18 protein-coding genes are annotated in these 18,950 nt (G+C 75.0%); 7 read left to right on the forward strand and 11 right to left on the reverse strand.

Translation table 11 applies throughout. The features are described from left to right. Positions 1 to 135 precede the first annotated feature (135 nt). The 5 genes from ABEA81_RS07545 to ABEA81_RS07565 form a co-directional block, all read right to left on the reverse strand. Positions 136 to 1,452 (reverse strand): ABC transporter substrate-binding protein, encoded by a 1,317-nt coding sequence (locus ABEA81_RS07545; protein ID WP_345604113.1) that lies wholly within the window; start codon positions 1,450 to 1,452, stop codon positions 136 to 138. Beyond that, a complete protein-coding gene (locus tag ABEA81_RS07550; protein WP_345604114.1) occupies positions 1,449 to 2,537 on the reverse strand; it encodes a branched-chain amino acid ABC transporter permease in 1,089 nt (362 codons plus the stop codon). Before ABEA81_RS07550 ends, ABEA81_RS07545 begins: the two co-directional genes overlap by 4 nt. Positions 2,538 to 2,545: 8 nt before the next feature. Beyond that, on the reverse strand, positions 2,546 to 3,424 hold the full coding sequence (locus ABEA81_RS07555) for a branched-chain amino acid ABC transporter permease (RefSeq protein WP_345604115.1): 879 nt from the start codon (positions 3,422 to 3,424) through the stop codon (positions 2,546 to 2,548). 12 nt (positions 3,425 to 3,436) lie between these two features. Further along, entirely contained in the window at positions 3,437 to 4,156 is a 720-nt protein-coding gene (locus ABEA81_RS07560; RefSeq protein WP_345604116.1) for an ABC transporter ATP-binding protein, read from the reverse strand. Positions 4,157 to 4,262: 106 nt separating this feature from the next. Then, positions 4,263 to 5,048 (reverse strand): ABC transporter ATP-binding protein, encoded by a 786-nt coding sequence (locus tag ABEA81_RS07565; protein ID WP_345604117.1) that lies wholly within the window; start codon positions 5,046 to 5,048, stop codon positions 4,263 to 4,265. Positions 5,049 to 5,215: 167 nt separating this feature from the next. Here ABEA81_RS07565 and ABEA81_RS07570 point away from each other — a divergent pair, with 167 nt between their 5' ends. Together ABEA81_RS07570 and ABEA81_RS07575 are read left to right on the forward strand one after the other, a co-directional pair. Next, positions 5,216 to 6,433, forward strand: coding sequence for a PucR family transcriptional regulator (locus ABEA81_RS07570; RefSeq protein WP_345604118.1), 1,218 nt, complete (start codon positions 5,216 to 5,218; stop codon positions 6,431 to 6,433). 151 nt (positions 6,434 to 6,584) lie between these two features. Continuing rightward, positions 6,585 to 7,565, forward strand: a complete 981-nt coding sequence (locus tag ABEA81_RS07575) for an endonuclease/exonuclease/phosphatase family protein (RefSeq protein ID WP_345604119.1) — start codon at positions 6,585 to 6,587, stop codon at positions 7,563 to 7,565. On the opposite strand, the gene ABEA81_RS07580 is transcribed toward ABEA81_RS07575, so the two are convergent. Next, positions 7,551 to 8,735, reverse strand: a complete 1,185-nt coding sequence (locus ABEA81_RS07580; protein ID WP_345604120.1) for an FAD-dependent monooxygenase — start codon at positions 8,733 to 8,735, stop codon at positions 7,551 to 7,553. The genes ABEA81_RS07575 and ABEA81_RS07580 overlap by 15 nt on opposite strands. A gap of 63 nt (positions 8,736 to 8,798) precedes the next feature. Here ABEA81_RS07580 and ABEA81_RS07585 point away from each other — a divergent pair, with 63 nt between their 5' ends. The 4 genes from ABEA81_RS07585 to ptsP are packed head-to-tail and all read left to right on the forward strand — an operon-like array spanning position 8,799 to position 13,558. After that, positions 8,799 to 9,407: a TetR/AcrR family transcriptional regulator gene (locus tag ABEA81_RS07585; RefSeq protein WP_345604121.1), complete on the forward strand. Its 609-nt coding sequence runs from the start codon at positions 8,799 to 8,801 to the stop codon at positions 9,405 to 9,407. A gap of 38 nt (positions 9,408 to 9,445) precedes the next feature. Continuing rightward, complete coding sequence (gene dhaK / locus ABEA81_RS07590; protein ID WP_345604122.1) at positions 9,446 to 10,447, forward strand: dihydroxyacetone kinase subunit DhaK; 1,002 nt, start codon at positions 9,446 to 9,448, stop codon at positions 10,445 to 10,447. Then, a complete protein-coding gene (gene dhaL, locus ABEA81_RS07595; protein WP_345604123.1) occupies positions 10,447 to 11,094 on the forward strand; it encodes a dihydroxyacetone kinase subunit DhaL in 648 nt (215 codons plus the stop codon). Before dhaK ends, dhaL begins: the two co-directional genes overlap by 1 nt. A gap of 22 nt (positions 11,095 to 11,116) precedes the next feature. Further along, the gene (gene ptsP / locus ABEA81_RS07600) at positions 11,117 to 13,558 is read left to right on the forward strand and encodes a phosphoenolpyruvate--protein phosphotransferase (RefSeq protein WP_345604124.1); all 2,442 of its coding nucleotides are present in this window, start codon (positions 11,117 to 11,119) and stop codon (positions 13,556 to 13,558) included. Between the two features lie 8 nt (positions 13,559 to 13,566). On the opposite strand, the gene ABEA81_RS07605 is transcribed toward ptsP, so the two are convergent. Continuing rightward, positions 13,567 to 14,010 (reverse strand): L,D-transpeptidase, encoded by a 444-nt coding sequence (locus ABEA81_RS07605; protein ID WP_345604125.1) that lies wholly within the window; start codon positions 14,008 to 14,010, stop codon positions 13,567 to 13,569. Between the two features lie 77 nt (positions 14,011 to 14,087). Here ABEA81_RS07605 and ABEA81_RS07610 point away from each other — a divergent pair, with 77 nt between their 5' ends. Beyond that, positions 14,088 to 15,017: a dihydrodipicolinate synthase family protein gene (locus ABEA81_RS07610; RefSeq protein ID WP_345604126.1), complete on the forward strand. Its 930-nt coding sequence runs from the start codon at positions 14,088 to 14,090 to the stop codon at positions 15,015 to 15,017. On the opposite strand, the gene ABEA81_RS07615 is transcribed toward ABEA81_RS07610, so the two are convergent. The 4 genes from ABEA81_RS07615 to ABEA81_RS07630 all read right to left on the reverse strand — a co-directional run bounded on the left by ABEA81_RS07615 (position 14,984) and on the right by ABEA81_RS07630 (position 18,945). Continuing rightward, on the reverse strand, positions 14,984 to 15,496 hold the full coding sequence (locus tag ABEA81_RS07615) for a flavin reductase family protein (RefSeq protein WP_345604127.1): 513 nt from the start codon (positions 15,494 to 15,496) through the stop codon (positions 14,984 to 14,986). The two genes, ABEA81_RS07610 and ABEA81_RS07615, sit on opposite strands and share 34 nt — an antisense overlap. A 319-nt stretch (positions 15,497 to 15,815) precedes the next feature. After that, on the reverse strand, positions 15,816 to 16,883 hold the full coding sequence (locus ABEA81_RS07620) for a sigma-70 family RNA polymerase sigma factor (protein ID WP_345604128.1): 1,068 nt from the start codon (positions 16,881 to 16,883) through the stop codon (positions 15,816 to 15,818). Positions 16,884 to 17,036: 153 nt separating this feature from the next. After that, positions 17,037 to 17,462 carry a D-aminoacyl-tRNA deacylase gene (dtd, locus tag ABEA81_RS07625; protein WP_345604129.1) on the reverse strand — a complete coding sequence of 142 codons (426 nt, stop codon included), beginning with the start codon at positions 17,460 to 17,462 and terminating at the stop codon, positions 17,037 to 17,039. A 10-nt stretch (positions 17,463 to 17,472) separates the two neighbouring features. Then, positions 17,473 to 18,945: a DUF7782 domain-containing protein gene (locus tag ABEA81_RS07630; RefSeq protein ID WP_345604130.1), complete on the reverse strand. Its 1,473-nt coding sequence runs from the start codon at positions 18,943 to 18,945 to the stop codon at positions 17,473 to 17,475. Positions 18,946 to 18,950: the final 5 nt, after the last annotated feature.

The following is an 18,950-nucleotide window of genomic DNA, read 5'->3' on the forward strand; positions in this document are numbered from 1 at the left end:
GATCCTGGGCGGCCGGATTTGATATGTCAATAGCGCAATAGAGATGTCATATGGCAGCAACGGGGGCGAGTTGCAGCAAGGCCACCCTGTTGCCGTCCCCTGGCAGGAAGGTGGCCATGCTGCAACGCGCCTGCCTCAGCTCACCGGCTGCACGTCCGGGATGCCGTCGGCCGGGGGAGCGGCCCGCTCGCCGGTTTCTTCCGTGATCGGGGCGTCGCCGTTGTCGGTGACGAGCACCGGGGTGAGGTTCTCCGTCCTGCCCCCGGCGATCCGGGTGACCTGGACGCCGGAGATACCGGCGTGCCGGTCGGCGGAGTACCGGAACGGCGCGGCCCACGGCCCCTCGAACGTCCTGCCCGCGCGCTCGACCGCGTCGACGATGCCCTTGCGCGTCGGGTTCGGACCCGCGGCCTGCAGGGCCTGCACGAACGTGTAGGCCTCCGCCATCCCGTACACGCGGTAGTTCGTGAGCTCGCCGTCCCCGCCGTTCGCGTCCCAGACCCGCTGGAACAGCTGCATCCACGGGTCGTCCGGCGTGTCCACGCCGGGCAGGTACTCGGTGGTCAGCACACCCTCGAGCAGCCCGGCGTCGGTGACGGCGCCCTCGGAGAAGCGGGCGAGCAGCGAGCCGACGAGCGTCGGGTCGGAGCCGACGTTGGAGTAGATCCACTGCGGGTGGTAGTTCAGGCGGAGCGACTGCAGCTGCGACAGCGCCGTGTAGGACGGCACGTTGAAGCCGATCACCAGGTCGGCGCCCGCCGCCTGCAGGGCCGCGATCTGCGGGGCGACGTCGGTGTTGCCCGGTGTGTACCGCTCGGCGGCCACGATCTGCTTGTCGAGGAACCGGCGGGCGCCGGCCTCGCCGTCCCGCCCGAAGTCGTCGTCCTGCAGGAACAGGCCCACCTTGGCGTTCGGGAAGTTCTGCGCCACGTACTGGGCGATGATCTTGCCCTCGATCTCGTAGTCGGGCTGCCAGCCGAACGTCATGGGGTTGTCGGCCGGGTGGTCCCACAGCCGCGAGCCGGAGGAGACGAACAGGTCGGGCACGCCCTCGCTGTTGAGGTAGTCGAGCACGGCGGAGTGGGTGGGTGTGCCGAGGCCACCCATGATCGCGAAGACCTGGTCCTGCAGCACCAGCTCGTTGACGACCTGGCTGGTCTGCGTGGGGTTGTACGCGTCGTCGCGGAAGACGTACTCGATCTGGCGGCCGTTCACGCCGCCCGCGGCGTTGACGAAGTCGAAGTAGGCCTTCGTCCCGGTCGGGATCTCGCTGTAGCCGGGCGCGGCCACCCCGGTGAGCGGGAAGTGGGCGCCGACCTTCACCGACGTCGGCGTGATGCCGGCCTCGGCCGCCGCTCCACCGCCGCCCTCGGCCGGGCGGCCGCCGGCACCGCACCCGCTGACCAGCAGCGCCGCCGCCGCGAGCGCGGCGCACAGACCCCTTGCCTTCATCGTGTCCTCCTCCGGCGACCCCAGACCTTCTTCAACACGCCCACCGCTCCCGTCGGGGCGAGCAGCATCACGAGGATCAGCACCACGCCGTAGACGAACGGGGCGAGCTGCGCGGCCTGCGTGCCGTCGAGCCCGGCGGCGGTGCCGAGGTTGGTGACGGCGGGCGGCAGGAACACCAGCAACGCGCTGCCGAGCAGTGCGCCGGCCAGGCTGCCGAGGCCACCGACGACCACGGCCGTGAGCAGCCCGAGCGACAGCACGATCGTGAACCCGCTGGGCGCGGCGAGCCGCACCACGACGCCGAGCACGGCACCGGCCAGCCCCGCGCACGCCGCGCTGACCACGAACGCCAGCACCCGGACCTGACCCAGCCGGATCCCGGCGAGCTCGGCGGCGACCTCGTCGTCGCGCACCGCCCGCCAGACGCGCCCGACCCGTCCGGCCATGAGGTTGGCGAGCAACAGCAGGACCAGCAGCAGCGTGCCCCAGCCGAGGTAGGCGAGGTACTTCGCGCTCGGCGTCTCGTGCGCGAAGAGGAAGTAGACCGTGGCGTCGAACCAGCCTGGTACGTCGGGCGAGGCGATGCGCAGGCCCTGCTCGCCGCCGAGCGTGTGGTCGAAGTAGATCGCGAGCCCGGGCACGGCGACGGCCAGCGCGAGCGTGGCCCCGGCGAGGTAGGGCCCGTGCAGCCGCGCGGCGGCGGCCCCGACCACCGCCCCGACGAGCGCCGTCCCGGCCGCGGCGACGAGCATGATCAGCGGGAGCGGCAGCGCCCCGTCACCCTCGGGCCCGAGCAGCAGGCCGGTCGTGTATGCGCCGACGGCCATCAGCGCGCCGTGTCCGAGCGAGATCTGGCCGTTCAGACCGGTGAGCACGGTGAGCCCGGCCGCCGCGATGGCGTAGTAGGACATCGTGGCGAGCTGCGAGTTGCGGAACGGGCTGGTGAACTCCAGTACGAGCACGACGGCGACCAGCGCGACCAGCACCGTGAGCCCGTGGCGGGCGAACGTCGAGCGCGGGCGCCACCGGAAGCGGGGCTTGCGGGACGGGGCGGACGGCGCCTGCGGGAGCGTCTGCTGCACCATCGGACCCCTCAGACCCGCCGCGCCGCGGTGCGGGCGAAGAGGCCTTGCGGCCGCACGAGCAGCACCGCCACGAGGATCACCAGCGCCGCGAGCGCGACGAGCTCGCTGCCCAGGTAGCCGCTCACGTAGGACAGCAGGAGACCGATCGCGAGGCCGCCGACCACGGCACCGCCGGGGGAGTCGAGCCCGCCCAGCACCGCGGCCACGAACCCGTACACGATCACGGCGTCCATGTAGGCGGGGAACACCAGGCTTCCGCCCGCGATGAGCAGCCCGGAGAGCGACCCCACGACCGCCGCGAGCGCCCAGCCCAGCGTCAGCATCCGGCCCACGCGCACCCCGAGCAGCCGCGACACCTCCTGGGAGAACGCGGCCGCGCGCATCTTCAGCCCGAGGTCGGTGAACCGGAAGAGCGCGACCAGTGCGAGCATCACGACGACCACCGCGACGATCACGTAGATGCTGTTCGCGGTGAACGCGATGTTGGCCCCGCCGACCGTGAACCCGCGCAGGTCGAACGGGGCGGGGAAGGACCGGAACGTCGAGCCGAAGAGGATCGCGGCGAGCGCCTGCAGCGCCACGAACAGCCCCAGCGTGACGATCACGGCGTTCAGCTCCGGGCCGCCCTCGACCGGGCGGATGACCAGCCGCTCGACCAGCGCACCGAGCACGAGCCCCGACCCGAGCGCCACGACGAGCCCGACCCAGTAGGACTGCCCGCCCTCGATCAGCGTGAGCGCGATGTAGGTGGTGAACATGCCCATGGCGCCCTGGGCGAAGTTGACGATCCGGGTGGAGCGCCAGATCAGCACCAGTGCCAGCGCGAACGCGGCGTAGACGGCGCCCTGGCCGAGCCCGGTCAGCGTGACGTTGAGGAACTGCTGCATCGCGCCCCCTGCTCAGAATCCGAGATAGGCGTGCCGGAGGGCGGCGTCGGCCGCGAGGTCGGCCGCCGCCTGGCGGGCAACCACCCGGCCGAGGTTCAGCACGACCCCGGCGTCGGCGATGGACAGGGCGCTGCGTGCGTTCTGCTCGACGAGGAGCACGGTCATGCCGTCCTCGTCGACGAGCCCGCGCAGGAGCTCGAAGATCTGCGCGACGATCCTCGGTGCCAGCCCGAGCGACGGCTCGTCCAGCAGCAGCACCGACGGTCCGGCGAGCAGCGCGCGCCCGATCACGAGCATCTGCCGCTCGCCGCCGGACAGGACGTGCGCGTCCCGGCGGCGGCGCTCCGCGAGCGGCGGGAACATCTCGTACACCTGCGCGAGCCCTCGGCCGGTCTTCCGGCGGGACGCCCCGAGCATCGCCCCGAGGCGCAGGTTCTCCTCCACCGTCAGCTCGGTGATCACGCCGCGGCCCTCGGGGACGTGCGCGATCCCGGCGCGGGCGATCGCCTCGGCCGGGGCGCGGGTGAGGTCGGCGCCGTCGAGCAGCACCTGACCCGCCTGTGGCCGCACCAGCCCGGAGATCGTGCGCAGCAGCGTGGTCTTGCCCGCCCCGTTCGCCCCCAGCACGGCGGTGATCCGCCCCGGCTCGGCGACGAGATCGACCGAGTCCAGCGCGGTGACGGCCCCGTAGGAGGTGGTGAGCCCCCGCACCTCGAGGCTGCCGGTGCTCATGGCGCCCCCTCGCAATCCCGGGCCCCTCGCCGCTCCCCGCGTGTCAGCAAAGCCACTTTCACGACACCAGGCGTCCTGAAAGTGGCTTTGCTGACGTTCCGGCGCCTCACTTCCGCGCCTCCTCACCCAGGTACGCGTCGATGACCGCCTGGTCGTCCCGCACCTCGTCCGGCGTGCCGTCGGCCACCACCCGGCCGAAGTCCAGGACGGTGATGCGGTCACAGACCTCCATCACCAGGTCCATGTGGTGTTCCACCAGCACCACCGCCATCCGGGTGGTGAGCCCGCGGATCAGCTCGCCGAGCTCGGCCATCTCGCCGGAGCCCAGCCCGCTCGCGGGCTCGTCGAGCAGCAGCAGGTCGGGCTCGGTGGCGAACGCGCGGGCGAGCGCCACCCGCTTCTGCACGGCGTACGGGAGGCTCCCGGGGAGCCGGTCGGCGTAGCCGTCGGCGCCGAGCTCGGCGAGGGCGGCCATGGCGCGTTCGCGGAGTGCCCGCTCGTCCCGGTCGGAGCGGGGGAGCGCGAAGAGGGTGGACGTGAAGCCCGCCCGCCGGTGCCGGTCGGCCCCGACCATCACGTTCTCGGCCACGGTGAGCCCCCGGAACAGGCCGACGCCCTGCAGCGTGCGGGCGATGCCCATCGCCGCGAGCCGGTGCGGGCGCAGGTCGCGCACCGGGCGGCCGTTGCGCAGCACGGCACCGGCGTCGGGCCGGACGAACCCGCAGCAGACGTTGAACAGCGTGGTCTTGCCCGCACCGTTCGGCCCGATCACGCCGTGCACGGCGCCCGCGGCGACGGAGAGCGAGACGTCGTCGAGCGCCACCAGCCCGCCGAACCGGACGCCGACGCCTGCCACCGCGAACACCGGCACCTCTGCGGCGGGCGGGTTCACGGCGTGCGTCCTCCCGGTGGGCTCGGGGGCGGCGGTGCCCCGGGTCACACCTTGGGCGCGGCGCCCAACCAATGCCATGGGCGCAGTGCCCAGCATCCGGGCTGCGGATCTGGGCGGTGCGCCCGGCGGGCTGGACTCGGGTGTGCGCACTGCTGCACAGTGCCGGGATGCTGCCCACCGGCCGCCCCGGTCGCCGGCTGCGGCCGGCCGCCGACGAGGCGTTGCGGGTGCTCGGCTCCGCGCTGCTCGGGGACGTCGACGGCCTCGCCGACCGCCTCACCGTGCTCGTGCTCCAGCGCGAGCCGGTCTACGCCGAGCGGGACATGATCGACGAGCTGAGCGCAGCGTGCCGGGCCAACATGGAGCGCGGGGTCCAGGTGATCGCCGACCGGGTGCCGGACGGTGTCGACCCCGAGGACACGTCCCTCGACACCGGGCGGCGCCGGGCCCGTGCGGGAGTGCCACTGGAGGTCGTGCTGCGCGCCTACCGGTTGGGCGGGCGCGTGCTGTGGGACGCGCTGCTGGAGGCGTCGCGGCGCCGGTTCGCCGGCGCGTACGACGAGGCGCTGCTGGACGCCGCGAGCTACGTCTGGCGGGTCAACGACAGCAGCTCGTCCGCGCTCGTGCAGGCCTACCGGCAGGAGGAGCTGCGTCTGCAGAGCCACGACCTGGGCCGCCGCCACGCCGTCCTCGACGGGCTCATCGAGGGCCGCGGCAGCGACCCGGTCTTCCTCCGTGACGCCGCCACCGTGCTGGGCCTCCCGGAGAGCGGGCCGGTCCTGTGCGTCGTCGCGCCCGTCGGGCCGTCCGGGGAGGACCCGCTGCGCGCGCCGCAGGAGGCGCTCGCGGCCGTCGGCATCGCGTCGGCCTGGTTCCTGCGCCCGCACGACGAGGTCGGCGTCGCTGCGCTGGGTCGCCGGGCGCCGCGGATCGCCCTGGACGCGCTGCGCCCGTGCGCGGTCGGCCGGGCCGGCGTCTCCCCGGTGGTCGACGGCCTGGGCGCACTCGACACCGGCTACCGGCTCGCCCACACCGCCGCCCGCACCCTGGACGCACCCGGCCTCGCCGTCCTGGACGAGCGGCTGCCCGAGGCGCTGCTCGCCGACAGCCCCGAGCTCGCTCCGCGCGTGGTCCGCGCCGGCCTCGGCGACCTCCTCGACCTGCCACCCGCCGACCGCGACACGCTCCTGCAGACGCTGGAGCAGTTGCTCGCCGCAGGCGGATCACCGACCCACGCGGCCACCGCGCTCTTCTGCCACCGCAACACCGTGATCTACCGGATGCGCCGGATCGAGGCCGCCACCGGCCGCTCGATCGGCGACCCCCGCGACCGCCTGCTCCTCACGCTCGGCCTGCTGGCCACCCGCACCGGGCCCCGCCCATGACGATCATGTGCCGGGCGCAGCGGGCTCGTCGGATAGCCTGACGCGGCCCGAGCGACGCGGCCGGCGCGGAACCGGCCCCGTCCCGTGGACGTTGACCCAGAAGCCCGCCGACGCGACTGCCGGGCGCCCACCGAGAGAGGATCCGGCATCGATGGCCCTGGTACCGCTGGTCTCCGCGCTGGTACGCCCGTTCGTCCCGCGCAGCCTCCGGCCCCGGGTCGCGGAGAAGGTGTACACGGCCCACGCGCTCGTGCGGGGCGGTCCCGCCACGTTCGCCGCGGTCGTGCAGGCGTGGCGCCCGCACGCGGTGGCGTCCGCACTCGCGGGTGCCGCGCTGCTGGCCACCCGCCGCCGCACCCGCCCGCTCGCGGCGGGCCTCGCGGCCGCCGGGCTGGCGGCCGGGGCGCCGGTGGTGCGGCGCGCCGCGCGGAGAGCCACCGCGGCGCCGGGGCCGGGCGATGTCACCGTCCTCACCGCCAACGTGTGGCACGGGCACGCCGACACCGGGGCGCTCGCCGCGCTGGTGGCCGACGAGCGCCCGCACTTCGTGGTGCTGCCGGAGGCGGGCGCCGACTTCCGCGACAAGCTCATGCCGCTCCTCGCCGGGCTCGGCTACGGGGCGTGGGTGGCGTCGGGCGGCGGGAACCGCGACGGCCACGACGTCCTCCTGCTGGTCGGCGAGCACGCGGGCGACGTCCGGGTGCGGGCGGACCACCGGATGCGGCTGCCGCACCTCGAGGCCACCGGCGGCGTCCTCGGCGCGCGCACGCTCTACGCCGTACACCCCACGGCGCCGATGTCCCGGCGCAGCACCGCCTGGTGGCACGACGAGCTGGCGCTCGTCCGGAGCTGGTGCGCCGGACCGGTGGCCCCGCTGGTGGCCGGTGACTTCAACGCCACGTTCGACCACCCCGCCCTGCGCGCCGCGCTCGGCGGCTGCCGCAGCGCCGCCGACGGCACCGGCCGCGGCGTGGTCGGCACGTTCCCGGCCGGCCTGCCGCGATGGCTCGGCATCCAGATCGACCACGTGCTCGTGCCGGCGGACGCCGTCACCACGCGGTTCGAGGTGCTCGACCTCGCCGGCGCCGACCACCGCGCCGTGCTCGCCCGGGTGCGCCTACCTCGTTGTTGAGGACAGCGCGCGGTGCGCGGCCTCCGGCGCGAACCGGTAGTGGACGGCGAGCGAGCGCACGGCGAGGGCCGGGGGCACGAGGCGGAACAGCACGTCCCGCAGCCGGCCCCGCCACCCGGTGAGCCCGAGCAGCCGGTGCATCCGGCGGCTCTCCCGCAGCAGCGCGGACGTGCGGGGCCTGCGGAGCGCGTCGTACCGCCGGAACGCGTCCGGCACGTCCCGCGCGGTGGCACCGTCGAGCACGACGCCCAGCGTCGCCGCGTCCTCGAACGCCTGGCAGGCGCCCTGCCCGAGATCCGGCGTCATGGCGTGGCCCGCGTCCCCGAGCAGGACCACGCGGCCGATCGCGAGCGTGGGCAGTGGCGAAACCAGCTGCTGGGTCTCCGCGACGTGCACCGACTCCGCGGGCGTGGCGTCGATGAGCGCGACGGTGGCCGGGTGCCAGCCCGCGCGGCGGTCGCGCAGCCAGCGGTGCCGCTCGGCGGGATCGGCCGGGGCCGCGCCGTGCCACGTGGCGTACCAGTAGACGCCGCCGTCGGCGAGCGGCAGGCAGCCGAAGCGGTCGCCGGTGCGGTGGTCGACGAACTCGCCGACGGCCATCTCGACGCCGTCCGGCGCGGCCGGTGCGATCGCGCGTGCGGCGTACTCGCCGGAACCCGCGACGCCGGGGTGGTCGGGCAGCAGCGCGGCCCGCAGCGTGCTGTGGGCGCCGTCGGCGACGATCACGGCGTCGGCGTGCACCGGGCCACCACCCGTGCGGAGCTCGATGTGGTCTCCTGCGTTGTACAGCGCGAGGACGGGCGTGTCGGTGAGGACCGTGCCGGGCGCGAGCGCGTCGACGAGCAGGCCGTGCAACCAGGAGCGGCGGACGACGACCAGCGGCGCCCCGACCTGCTTGCGCACAGCGGCCAGGTCCGCGGTGAGCAGCGGCTTCCCGTGCCGGTTCCGCATGCCGCCCCCGGCGTCGAGCGGCCCGGTCTGCGCGCGCACGGGTTCCCCCAACCCGAGCGCGTCGAGCGCGAGCACCCCGTTGGGCATGATCCCGATTCCGGCCCCCGCCTCGCGCAGCTCCGGCGTCCGCTCCAGGACGGTGACGGTGTGCCCGGCGCGATCCGCGGCCACCGCCGCTGCCAGACCACCGAGCCCCGCCCCGATGACCACGACGTGCATGGCTCCCCCCTCTACATCTGTAGAGTGGAGCGTAGACCACTGGCTCACGGATGTAGAGGGGATATGGGCGACCGCAGAACCGAGATCCTCGACGGCGCGTTGCGGGTGCTGGCCGAACAGGGCATGCGAGGGCTCACGCACCGCGCCGTGGACGCGGTCGCCGGCATTCCCCAGGGCAGCACGTCGTACTACTTCCGCAGCAGGTCCGCGCTCGTCATGGGCTGTGTCGAGCGGATGCTGGAGCTCGATCTCGCCATCGAGGCGCCTGCCGTCTGCGCCGTCCGCAATGATCATCGCGCGCTGGTGGACGTACTCGTCGACACCGTTGTCTCGTTGGTCACAACGCAGCGGTACCGCACGCTCGCGCGCTACGAGCTGAGCCTCGCCGCCATGCGGGATCCGCAGCTGCGGGCCGCACTGGTGTGCGCCGGGGACACCGTCCGCGCCTTCGGCGCCCAGATGCTGCGGGACCTCGGGGTCGCCGACGCGGCCCGCTCGGCCGAGGAGCTACTGGCCATGCTGGACGGCCTGCTGTTCACGATGCTCGTCCGGGGCCCGCAGGAGCCCGCCGCGATCGCCGAAGCGCTCGGTCCGTCGGTGGAACGGGCCGTGCGGGCGCAGCTGGGTGTCTCGGGCACCAGGACCGTGGCGCAGGGCACGGAGGAGTCGTAGGGTCCGCGAGATCGTCCCATCGTCGCGGAGGGCCGGGCGTGAAGAAGCTGATCAACGATCCTGCAGACGTCGTCACGGAGGCCTTGAGCGGCATGGCCGCGGCCCACCCCGACCTACGGGTGGATCTCGACCACAAGATCGTGTACCGGGCGGACGCGCCCGTCCAGGGCAAGGTCGGGCTGCTGTCCGGGGGCGGGTCCGGGCACGAGCCGCTGCACGGCGGGTTCGTCGGGCCCGGCATGCTCGACGCGGCCTGCGCGGGTGAGGTGTTCACCTCACCGGTGCCCGACCAGATGCTCGAGGCCACGCGCGGCATCGACGGGGGCGCCGGCGTGCTGCACATCGTGAAGAACTACACCGGCGACGTCATGAACTTCGAGATGGCCGCCGAGCTCGCCGCTGCCGACACCGGCGTGGAGGTCGTCTCGGTCGTCACGAACGACGACGTCGCCGTGCAGGACAGCCTCTACACGGCGGGCAGGCGGGGGGTGGGCGTCACCGTGCTGGTCGAGAAGCTGGCCGGCGCGGCGGCCGACGAGGGCCGCGACCTCGCCGGCGTGGCGGCCGTCGCCCGGCGGGTCAACGACGCGGGCCGGAGCATGGGGATGGCGCTCACGTCGTGCACGGTGCCGGCCGCGGGCCGGCCGACGTTCGACCTGCCCGACGACGAGATGGAGATCGGCATCGGCATCCACGGCGAGCCGGGGCGGCGGCGGGTGCCGCTCGCACCGGCCCGTGAGGTGGCCGAGATGCTGGTGGAGCCCATCCTCGCCGACCGCGACTTCACCGGCGACGGCGGAACGCTGCTCTTCGTCAACGGGATGGGCGGCACGCCGATGCTGGAGCTGTACGTGATGTACCGGGAGGTCTCGCGGATCCTCGCGAAGGCCGGGGTCTCGGTCGCCCGGTCGCTGGTCGGGCCCTACATCACGAGCCTCGAGATGGCCGGCTGCTCGGTCACCCTGCTCCAGCTGGACGACGAGCTGCTGCGGCTCTGGGACGCGCCCGTGCGCACGCCCGGCATGCGCTGGGGCGTCTGATGGCGGCTCCCGACGAGTTCGCGGTGATCGACACCGCCGCGCTCGACCGCTGGATCCGCGCGTTCGCGGCCGCCGTGGCCGAGAACGAGCAGGAGCTCACCCGGCTCGACTCGGCGATCGGCGACGCCGACCACGGCGCCAACATGAACCGCGGCCTCAAGGCGGTGGTGGCGAAGCTCGACGAGGCCGCCCCCGCAGGCCCGGGCGCGCTGCTGAAGCAGACCGGCATGACGCTGGTCAGCACGGTCGGCGGCGCGAGCGGGCCGCTCTACGGCACGTTCTTCCTGCGGATGGCCACCGCGATCGGCGACGCCGACACGGTGGACCAGAAGCTGTTCGCGGCGGCCCTGCGGGCGGGCGTGGAGGGCGTGGTCGCCCGCGGCAAGGCCGAGGCCGGCGACAAGACGATGTACGACGCGCTCGCCCCCGCCGTCGACGCGCTCGACGCCGCGCTGGGCGGTGAGGACACCACGGGCGCGCTCCGGGCCGCCGCCGACGCCGCCGCGCAGGGCCGGGACGCCACCACCCCGATGCAGGCCCGCAAGGGCCGCGCGAGCTACCTGGGCGAGCGCAGCGTGGGTCACCAGGACCCGGGGGCCACATCGGCGACCCTGCTCCTGCAGGCCGCGGCGGACACGCTGGGATGAGGCTGCAGGACGGGGCGGCCCGGTGACCCCCCTCGTCGGGCTCGTCGTCGTCTCCCACAGCCGTGCGCTGGCCGAGGGCGCGGTCGCTCTCGCGCGCGAGATGGCGCCGGGGGAGCTCGCGATCGAGGTGGCCGCCGGGCTCGACGAGACCACGTTCGGCACCGACGCCGTCGCGATCGCCGGCGCGATCGGGGCCGCCGACTCCGGGGCCGGTGTCGTCGTGTTGATGGACCTCGGCAGCGCCGTGCTGTCGGCGGAGCTGGCCCTCGACCTGCTCGACGACCCCGACGCGCGGAACCGCGTCCTGCTGTGCCCGGCGCCGCTGGTGGAGGGGCTCGTCGTCGCGGCCGTCACGGCGGCGGGCGGGGCCGGGCGGGACGAGGTGGCCGCCGAGGCCGCGGCCGCGCTCGGGGGGAAGCGGGCACAGCTGGGCGCGCCCGCGGACGCCGCTCCCGCCCCGGCCGCGGACGCCGAGGTCACCGCCGGGTTCACCGTCGCCAACGCCCACGGGTTGCACGCGCGTCCCGCCGCCCGGCTGGCCGCGCTCGTCCGGGGCCTGGACGGGGCCGAGGTGCGCGTGCGCAACGCCACCACGGGTTCGGACTGGATCCCGGCCGCGAGCCTGGCCGGCCTCACCGCACTGGGCGCGTTGGCCGGGCACTGCGTCGAGGTCGGGGCGGCGGGGCCGGGCGCGGCCGAGGCCGTGGAGGCGGTGCTGGCGCTCGCCGACCGGCAGTTCGACGAGGCGCAGGCCCCCGCGGTGCCGGCCCCTCCGCCGTCGTCCGCGGCCGGGCCGCTGGGGGCGTCGCCGGGGATCGGCATCGGGCCCAAACGCGCGGCCGAGCCGCCCGCCCCGGTCGTGCCGGACGAGCCCGTGGGCGACGCGGCCGTGGAAGGCGAACGCCTCGATGCGGCCTTGGCCGCGGTCGCGGGTGAGATCCGCGCCGGCCGCGACACCACCGCACGGGAGCTGGGCGAGGCGGAGGCGGCCATCTTCGACGCCCACCTGCTACTGCTCGACGACCCCGCCCTGCTCGCCGACGCCCGCTCCGGGATCCGCGCCGGGGCGTCCGCGCCGCGGGCCTGGTCGGACGCGGCGGAGCGCGTCGCGGCCACCTGGGAGGCGCTGCCCGATCCGTACCTCGCGGCACGGGCGGCCGACGTGCGCGCCGTCTCCGCCCAGGTGCTGCGGGCGCTCGCCGGCGGCCCGGCCATCGTCCCGGTGGACGCGTCCGGCCCGGCGGCCGTGCTCGTCGCGCGCGACCTCACGCCGGCACAGGCCGCCGCGCTCGACCCGGAACGGGTGGCGGGCGTCGTGCTCGCCGCGGGCAGCCCCACCGCGCACAGCGCGATCCTGCTGCGTGCCCGCGGGGTGCCTGCGGTCGTCGCGGCCGGTCCGGCCGTGCTCGCCGCGCCGGACGGCACCCCGGTCGCCCTCGACGGCGCCACCGGCGAGCTCGCCGTCGACCCGGCGCCCGGCGTGCTCGACACGTTCCGCGAGCGGGCCGCCGCGCGGGCCGAGCGGGAGGCGCGGGCCCGGCAGCAGGCGGCGACCCCCGCCGTCACGCGCGACGGCGTCGGCGTGCTCGTCGGCGCGAACGTCGGCTCACCGGCGGACGCGGTGGACGCGGCGGCGGCCGGGGCGGACCTGGTGGGGCTGCTGCGCACCGAGTTCCTGTTCCTCGGCCGCACCTCGGCACCGGACGTCGACGAGCAGGAGGCGGCCTACCGCGAGGTCGCCGCCGCGCTGGGCGGCCGGCGGGTCACGATCCGCACGCTCGACGTCGGCGGCGACAAGCCGCTGCCCTACCTGCCGCTCCCGGCCGAGGCCAACCCGTTCCTCGGCCTGCGCGGCATCCGGCTGGCCGAGGACCATCCCGGCCTGCTCGCCGACCAGCTGCTGGCCGCCGTGCGCGTGGCGCACGAGACGCCGGTGAGCCTGATGTTCCCGATGGTCGCCGCGCTCGGTGAGCTCGTGGCCGCCCGCCGCGCCCTGGACGCCGCGATCGCCGCGGACGGCCGGGGCACGCCGGTGGGGCTGCAGGTCGGGATCATGGTGGAGGTGCCCGCGACGGCGCTCAAGGCGGCCGCCTTCGTGCCCCACGTCGACTTCTTCAGCATCGGCACCAACGACCTCACCCAGTACGCGCTGGCCGCCGAGCGGGGCAACCCGGGCGTCGCGACGCTGGCCGACCCCCTCGACCCCGGCGTGCTCCGCCTCGTCGACGCGGTGTGCCGGGCGGCGGGGGAGCGCGCCCTCGTCGCGGTGTGCGGGGAGGCCGCCGCCGACCCGCTCGCCGCGCAGCTCCTCGTCGGGCTCGGGGTGCGCGAGCTCAGCACCGCCCCGCCCGCGGTGCCGGGCACCAAACAGACGGTCCGTGACATGGACGTCGCGGAGGCCGTCGAGCGCGCCACCGCGGCGCTGACCGCCGACGGTCCCGCAGCCGTCCGCCACGCCAGGTGACCGGACGGTCAGCGGTGGACCTGGACCGCGTCGCCGGGCTGCAGGGCGCGGTAGAACGCGGCCGCGGCGTCGGCGGAGAGCCGGACGCAGCCGTGGGAGCGCGAGTCCCGGTCGCCCTCGTGGAAGGCCACGCCACCACGCGTGAAGAACACCGCGTGCGGCATGGGCGCGTCGTCGTAGGCCCGGCTGCGGTGGTCGTCGTCCTTGTAGGTCACCGAGAACCGCCCGACCGGAGTGCGGTGGCCCTGGCCGCCCGCGGTCACCCGCACCGGCCCGTAGGTCACCTCACCGCGGTCCATCAGCCATGCCGTGCCCTCGGACAGGTCCACGCAGGCCCGGGCCGTCGCGTCGCACGGGGCCGATGCGGCTGCCCCGGGCGCCGTCCCGATCAGCAGGCCGGCAACCGTGGCGGTGGTCAGGGCCGCGCCGGCGAGCGGCCGTGCGAACCGCATGGGAACGTCCTCCTCGTGAGTGGGATGCACAGGGCGTTCCCCCATCGGGAGGATCTCATGCGCGGGGGTGGCGCACGGTGATCCAGGGAGTCTGTCCGGTCCTCGAGGTCCCCTTCACGGCCGCGGGCGACGTCGACTACGACGGCTTCGACCGCGTCACCGAGCACGTCATGGGCACCGGCGTCGGCGCAGTGATGTTCCCCGGGTTCGCCTCGGAGTTCCCCAAGCTGGACGACGCCGAGCGCACCCGCCTCACCGGCAGGCTCCTGCGGGCGGGAAACGCGCACGGGGTGCCTGTGGTCGTCTCGGTGCCCGACCACGCCACAGTGGTGGCGATCCGGCGGGCCCGGGAGGCGATCGACGCCGGGGCCGCGGCGATCAACATCCTGCCGCCGCACGTGTTCGCCCCGGCACCGGCGCAGGTGCGCCGGCACGTCGAGGCCGTGCTCGACGCCGTCGCCGGCACGCCCGTCGTGCTCCAGTACGCGCCGGCGCAGACCGGCACCGCACTGGACGCGGAGACGATCCGCGCGTTCGCCGAGCGCCACGGAGCGGGCCTGCAGGTCAAGGTGGAGGTGGTGCCGCCCGGCCCGGTCGTGAGCGCGCTGGCCGCCGGGCCGCGGCCGGTCGGCTGCCTGATCGGGTACGCCGGGGTCCACCTGCTGGACGGGCTGCGCCGCGGCGCGGTGGGCGTGCAGCCCGGGTGCTCCTTCGTGGAGGTCTACGTCGAGATCTGGCGGCTGTGGCACGCCGGTCGCATCGCCGACGCTGAGGCGCTGCACCGCAGGCTGCTGCCCTACATCGCGTACTGGATGCAGCACGTCGAGCTCATCGTGCAGGCCGAGAAGACGATCTCCCGGCGCCGCGGGCTGATCGCGGACGACCACTGCCGCATGCCCGGGCGGCCGCTGGACGGCCCGGAGTCCGCCGAGGTGGACCGCTTCCTGGAGGAGTTCGCCGACCTGCTGGCCGGTCAGGGGTCGGGCGGCTCGGTGGTGACGCCGTAGCGGCCGCGGTAGAACAGGAGCGGCAGTCGGTCGGGGGCGGCGCCGAGGTCGAGGACGCGGCCGACGGCGATGGTGTGGTCGCCGCCGTCGTACTCGTTCCAGAGGATGCAGTCGATCCAGGCGCTGACCCCGTCGAGCACCGGCGCGCCGGTCGGGCTCGGGCGCCACGGCACACCGGCGAACTTGTCGACGCCGTCACCGGCCGAGCGCGCGAAGCCGGCGGAGAGCTCCTGGTGGTCGGCGGCCAGCACGTTCACGCAGAACGTGTCGGCCCGGCGGATCCGCGGCCAGGTGGACGACGTGCGGGCGGCGGCGAAGCTGACCAGCGGCGGGTCCAGCGACAGCGAGGCGAACGACTGGCAGGTGAAGCCGATGGGGCCGCCCGGGGTGGCCGCGGTGACCACGACGATGCCGGACACGAAGTGGCCGAGCACCTCTCGCATGACCGCGGGGGAGACGGGTCCGGCGGGAGCACCCATGGCCGTCAGCCTAGGTCAAGTGCCCCCCGCCGGGGGTCCGCCACATATCTCGACAGCCCAGCTTCCCGCTGGCCGCGCCGGCGAACCGGCCGAGTACGTCCAGTACGAGGCCGGTCCGCCGACACAGCCAACAGAAACCTGGATCCGCCGATATACGTGCCGGCCCCCCGGCGGGGGGCACTACTCGATCGTGTGAAGCTGGGCTCTCGCCGGTGTGCCCCGGTCGGAGCGCTCCGCCGGAACAGGTACACAGTGCGCTGGCCGGCGCCACCCGGCTCACGGGGAGCCCATTCGGGTGGCGCCGGCCAGGGCACCGGTGTCAGCTCGCGTAGGCGCGCAGCCGGTCGGCGCGCTCGCCGATCCGCAGCTTCGCCATGACCTCGCGCTCGATCTGGCGCACCCGCTCCCGGGACAGCCCGAAGCGGCGGCCGATCTGGTCGAGCGTGCGCGGCTGGCCGTCGTCGAGGCCGTAGCGCATCCGGATGACCTGCTGCTCGCGCTCCTCGAGGGTGGCGAGCACCCGGCGGAGGTCGTCGTGCAGGAGGTGCGAGATCACGGTGGTCTCGGCGTCGGTGGCCTCGCCGTCCTCGATGAAGTCGCCGAGCGGCGCCTCCTCCTCGGACCCGACCGGCATGTCGAGGCTCACCGGGTCGCGAGCGTGGTCGAGCAGGTCGGCGATCTTCTCCTCGTCGATGCCCGACTCCGCGGCGAGCTCCTCGTGGGTGGCGTCGCGGCCGAGCTTCTGGTGCAGGTCGCGCTTGATCCGCGCCAGCTTGTTGACCTGCTCGACGAGGTGGACGGGCAGGCGGATGGTGCGGGCCTGGTCGGCCATGCCGCGGGTGATCGCCTGGCGGATCCACCACGTGGCGTAGGTCGAGAACTTGAAGCCCTTGGTGTAGTCGAACTTCTCCACCGCGCGGATGAGGCCGAGGTTGCCCTCCTGGATCAGGTCCAGCAGCGGCATGCCGCGACCGGTGTAGCGCTTGGCCAGCGACACGACGAGGCGCAGGTTGGCCTCGAGCAGGTGGTTGCGGGCCCGCCGGCCGTCGCGGACGATCGCCCGCAGGTCGGCGGCGTACTGCTTGTCGAGCTCGCCGGGCGCCGCTGAGTCGAGCACGTGCTGGGCGAAGACGCCCGCCTCGATGCGCTTGGCCAGCTCGACCTCCTGCGCCGCGGTGAGCAGCGCGGTCTTGCCGATACCGTTCAGGTAGACGCGCACGAGGTCGGCCGCGGGACTCTGGGCGTCGAGGTCCTCGGCGGAGATCTCCGGGGCGATCTCCTCGGGACGGTCGCCAGGAGTGGTACCCAGCGCGTCGGAGTCGGTACGCTGACCCGGGATGGCGGGCCGTGCAGTCTTCGCGGGCCCGTTGATGGTGGGCGCTGTCATGTGGTCCTCCCCTTGCGCGACCCGGGCGGGGCGTTGGGCTACAGCCGTCCGCTCGTGGCTCTCATGGGGGTCAACGCCCCCTCAGTTCATATCGTTCCCAGAGTGAGCGCATGCACTCATGCTCTCTCAGCGCGCCCTCAGCCCGGCCGGGAGTCACACCTCCACGAGCACCGTGAACGGCCCGTCGTTCACCGATTCCACGGCCATCATCGCGCCGAACACCCCCGTGGCCACCGGAGCGCCACGCTCCCGCAACGCGGCCACCACCGCCTCCACCAGCGGTTCTGCCTTCTCGGGCGCGGCGGCGGCCGACCAGGACGGGCGCCTGCCCTTGCGGGTTTCCCCGTAGAGCGTGAACTGGCTCACCACCAGCAGCGGTGCGCCCGCATCCGCGCACGACACCTCTCCGGGCAGGATCCGCAGCTCGTGCAGCTTCCGGGCCATCACGGGAGCGGCGGCCACCGTGTCGTCGCGGTGCACACCGAGCAGCACCAGCAGGCCGGGGCCGTCGATCTCGCCGACCACCTGGCCGTCCACCCGCACCGCCGCCCGTGTGACGCGCGTCACCACTGCTCTCATCGGGCAGCCCTCATGCCGGCACCAGGACGCCGTGCCTGACGAACTCGCGCACGGCCGGGAGGGCCGCGGCCACCAGCTCGCCCGCCGGCCGGTCGTGCGCGACGGCCAGCAGCTCCACGAGCTCGCCGAGCGCGAGCGCGCCCTGGCAGCCGGCCAGCAGCGCGGCGGCGGGGCCGTCGACCTCGTGCCGCCAGCGCGGCCCGTCGAGCCGCGCGACGGCGGCGCCGACCTCGGTCCACCCCTCGGCGCCCGGTTCCGCGTACGTCTCCAGCACCACCGACGGGGCCACCGCCAGCGGCGCGGCGAGCAGCGCGTCGTCACGGGCGTGGGCGCGCAGCCAGTCGATGCGGTCCAGCCAGCCCGCCGTCTCCGGGCCGAGCGGGTCGGCGACCTCCCCGAGGAGGTCCTCGAACACCACGCTCGGCTCCCCGTCCGTGCGGCGCAGGGTGAGGAACCCGAACCCGACGGCCTCGACGCGCTCGCGCTCCATCCAGTCCAGCCACGCGCCCGCCTGCTCGCGCGCCCCGGGGGAGGCGAGGTCGAGCCCCGCGTCGCGCTGCCACGTGCCGACGTGCAGCGCCGGGTCGGACACCTCCCGCTGCACGATCCACGCGTCGACGCCGTCCGGCAGCCAGGACCGCACGCGGTCGGGCCAGTCCTCGCCCCGCACGTGCAGCCACGAGCCGAGCAGCTGGGCCACGCCGCCGGGCTCCAGGTGCTCGGGGAGGGCGCGCAGCAACGCCGCCAGCGCGGCGTCGCCGTCCTGGCCGGAGTCGCGGTAGACGTAGTCGACGCGCGCGGGTCCCGGCACGAACGGCGGGTTGGACACGATCTGGTCGAACCGGCGGCCGGCAACCGGCTCCAGCCACGGCCCGTCCACGAGCTCCACGTCGACCCCGCTCAGCGCGAACGTCGCCCGCGCCATCGCGAGCGCCCGCGGCGCGACGTCGGTGGCCGTGACGGCCCGGGCGTGCCTTCCGGCGTGCAGGGCCTGCACGCCGCAGCCGGTGCCGAGGTCGAGCAGCGAGCCCACGGGGCGCCGGACCGTGGCGGCGGCGAGCGTCAGCGACGCGGCCCCCACCCCCGTGACGTGGTCGCGTTCCTGGCGGCGGGCATCCAGGTCGGAGAGCACCCACCAGTCGCCGTCGTCGTCGCCGTACGGGCGCAGGTCGAGCGCCGCGCGCCAGCCCTGCGCCTCCTGCAGGAGCAGGCCGGCGGCCGCCGCGTCGGCGGGCGGAAGCGGCGCGAGCGCGGCCGCGACGGCGGCGTCCGGCTCGGTCGAGCCGAGCAGCAGCAGCCGCACGAGCACCCCGAGCTCAGCGCCGTCCCGGCTCGCGCGGAAGGCCGGCTCGACCTCGCTGCGCCCCAGCGCGGCGTGCGCGGACGGGCCGAGCAGCTCCCGGACGCCGTCGGTGGTGTAGCGGGCGCGCAGCAGCGCAGTACGCAGTGCCTCGGCGGCGGCGGGGGAGAGGTGGGGAAGCACGCCGA

This window comes from Pseudonocardia adelaidensis (assembly GCF_039543345.1).
GTDB lineage: Bacteria > Actinomycetota > Actinomycetes > Mycobacteriales > Pseudonocardiaceae > Pseudonocardia > Pseudonocardia adelaidensis.

Excerpts from the sequence above, each read along its gene's own strand:
- ABEA81_RS07615 (WP_345604127.1), bottom strand. The coding sequence starts at position 15,496 with ATGGGTGCTCCCGCCGGACCCGTCTCCCCCGCGGTCATGCGAGAGGTG.
- dtd (WP_345604129.1), bottom strand. The coding sequence starts at position 17,462 with ATGAGAGCAGTGGTGACGCGCGTCACACGGGCGGCGGTGCGGGTGGAC.
- ABEA81_RS07585 (WP_345604121.1), top strand. The coding sequence starts at position 8,799 with ATGGGCGACCGCAGAACCGAGATCCTCGACGGCGCGTTGCGGGTGCTG.
- ABEA81_RS07545 (WP_345604113.1), bottom strand. The coding sequence starts at position 1,452 with ATGAAGGCAAGGGGTCTGTGCGCCGCGCTCGCGGCGGCGGCGCTGCTG.
- ABEA81_RS07605 (WP_345604125.1), bottom strand. The coding sequence starts at position 14,010 with ATGCGGTTCGCACGGCCGCTCGCCGGCGCGGCCCTGACCACCGCCACG.
- ABEA81_RS07560 (WP_345604116.1), bottom strand. The coding sequence starts at position 4,156 with ATGAGCACCGGCAGCCTCGAGGTGCGGGGGCTCACCACCTCCTACGGG.
- dhaL (WP_345604123.1), top strand. The coding sequence starts at position 10,447 with ATGGCGGCTCCCGACGAGTTCGCGGTGATCGACACCGCCGCGCTCGAC.
- ABEA81_RS07555 (WP_345604115.1), bottom strand. The coding sequence starts at position 3,424 with ATGCAGCAGTTCCTCAACGTCACGCTGACCGGGCTCGGCCAGGGCGCC.
- ABEA81_RS07575 (WP_345604119.1), top strand. The coding sequence starts at position 6,585 with ATGGCCCTGGTACCGCTGGTCTCCGCGCTGGTACGCCCGTTCGTCCCG.
- ABEA81_RS07570 (WP_345604118.1), top strand. The coding sequence starts at position 5,216 with ATGCTGCCCACCGGCCGCCCCGGTCGCCGGCTGCGGCCGGCCGCCGAC.
- ABEA81_RS07550 (WP_345604114.1), bottom strand. The coding sequence starts at position 2,537 with ATGGTGCAGCAGACGCTCCCGCAGGCGCCGTCCGCCCCGTCCCGCAAG.
- ABEA81_RS07580 (WP_345604120.1), bottom strand. The coding sequence starts at position 8,735 with ATGCACGTCGTGGTCATCGGGGCGGGGCTCGGTGGTCTGGCAGCGGCG.
- ABEA81_RS07620 (WP_345604128.1), bottom strand. The coding sequence starts at position 16,883 with ATGACAGCGCCCACCATCAACGGGCCCGCGAAGACTGCACGGCCCGCC.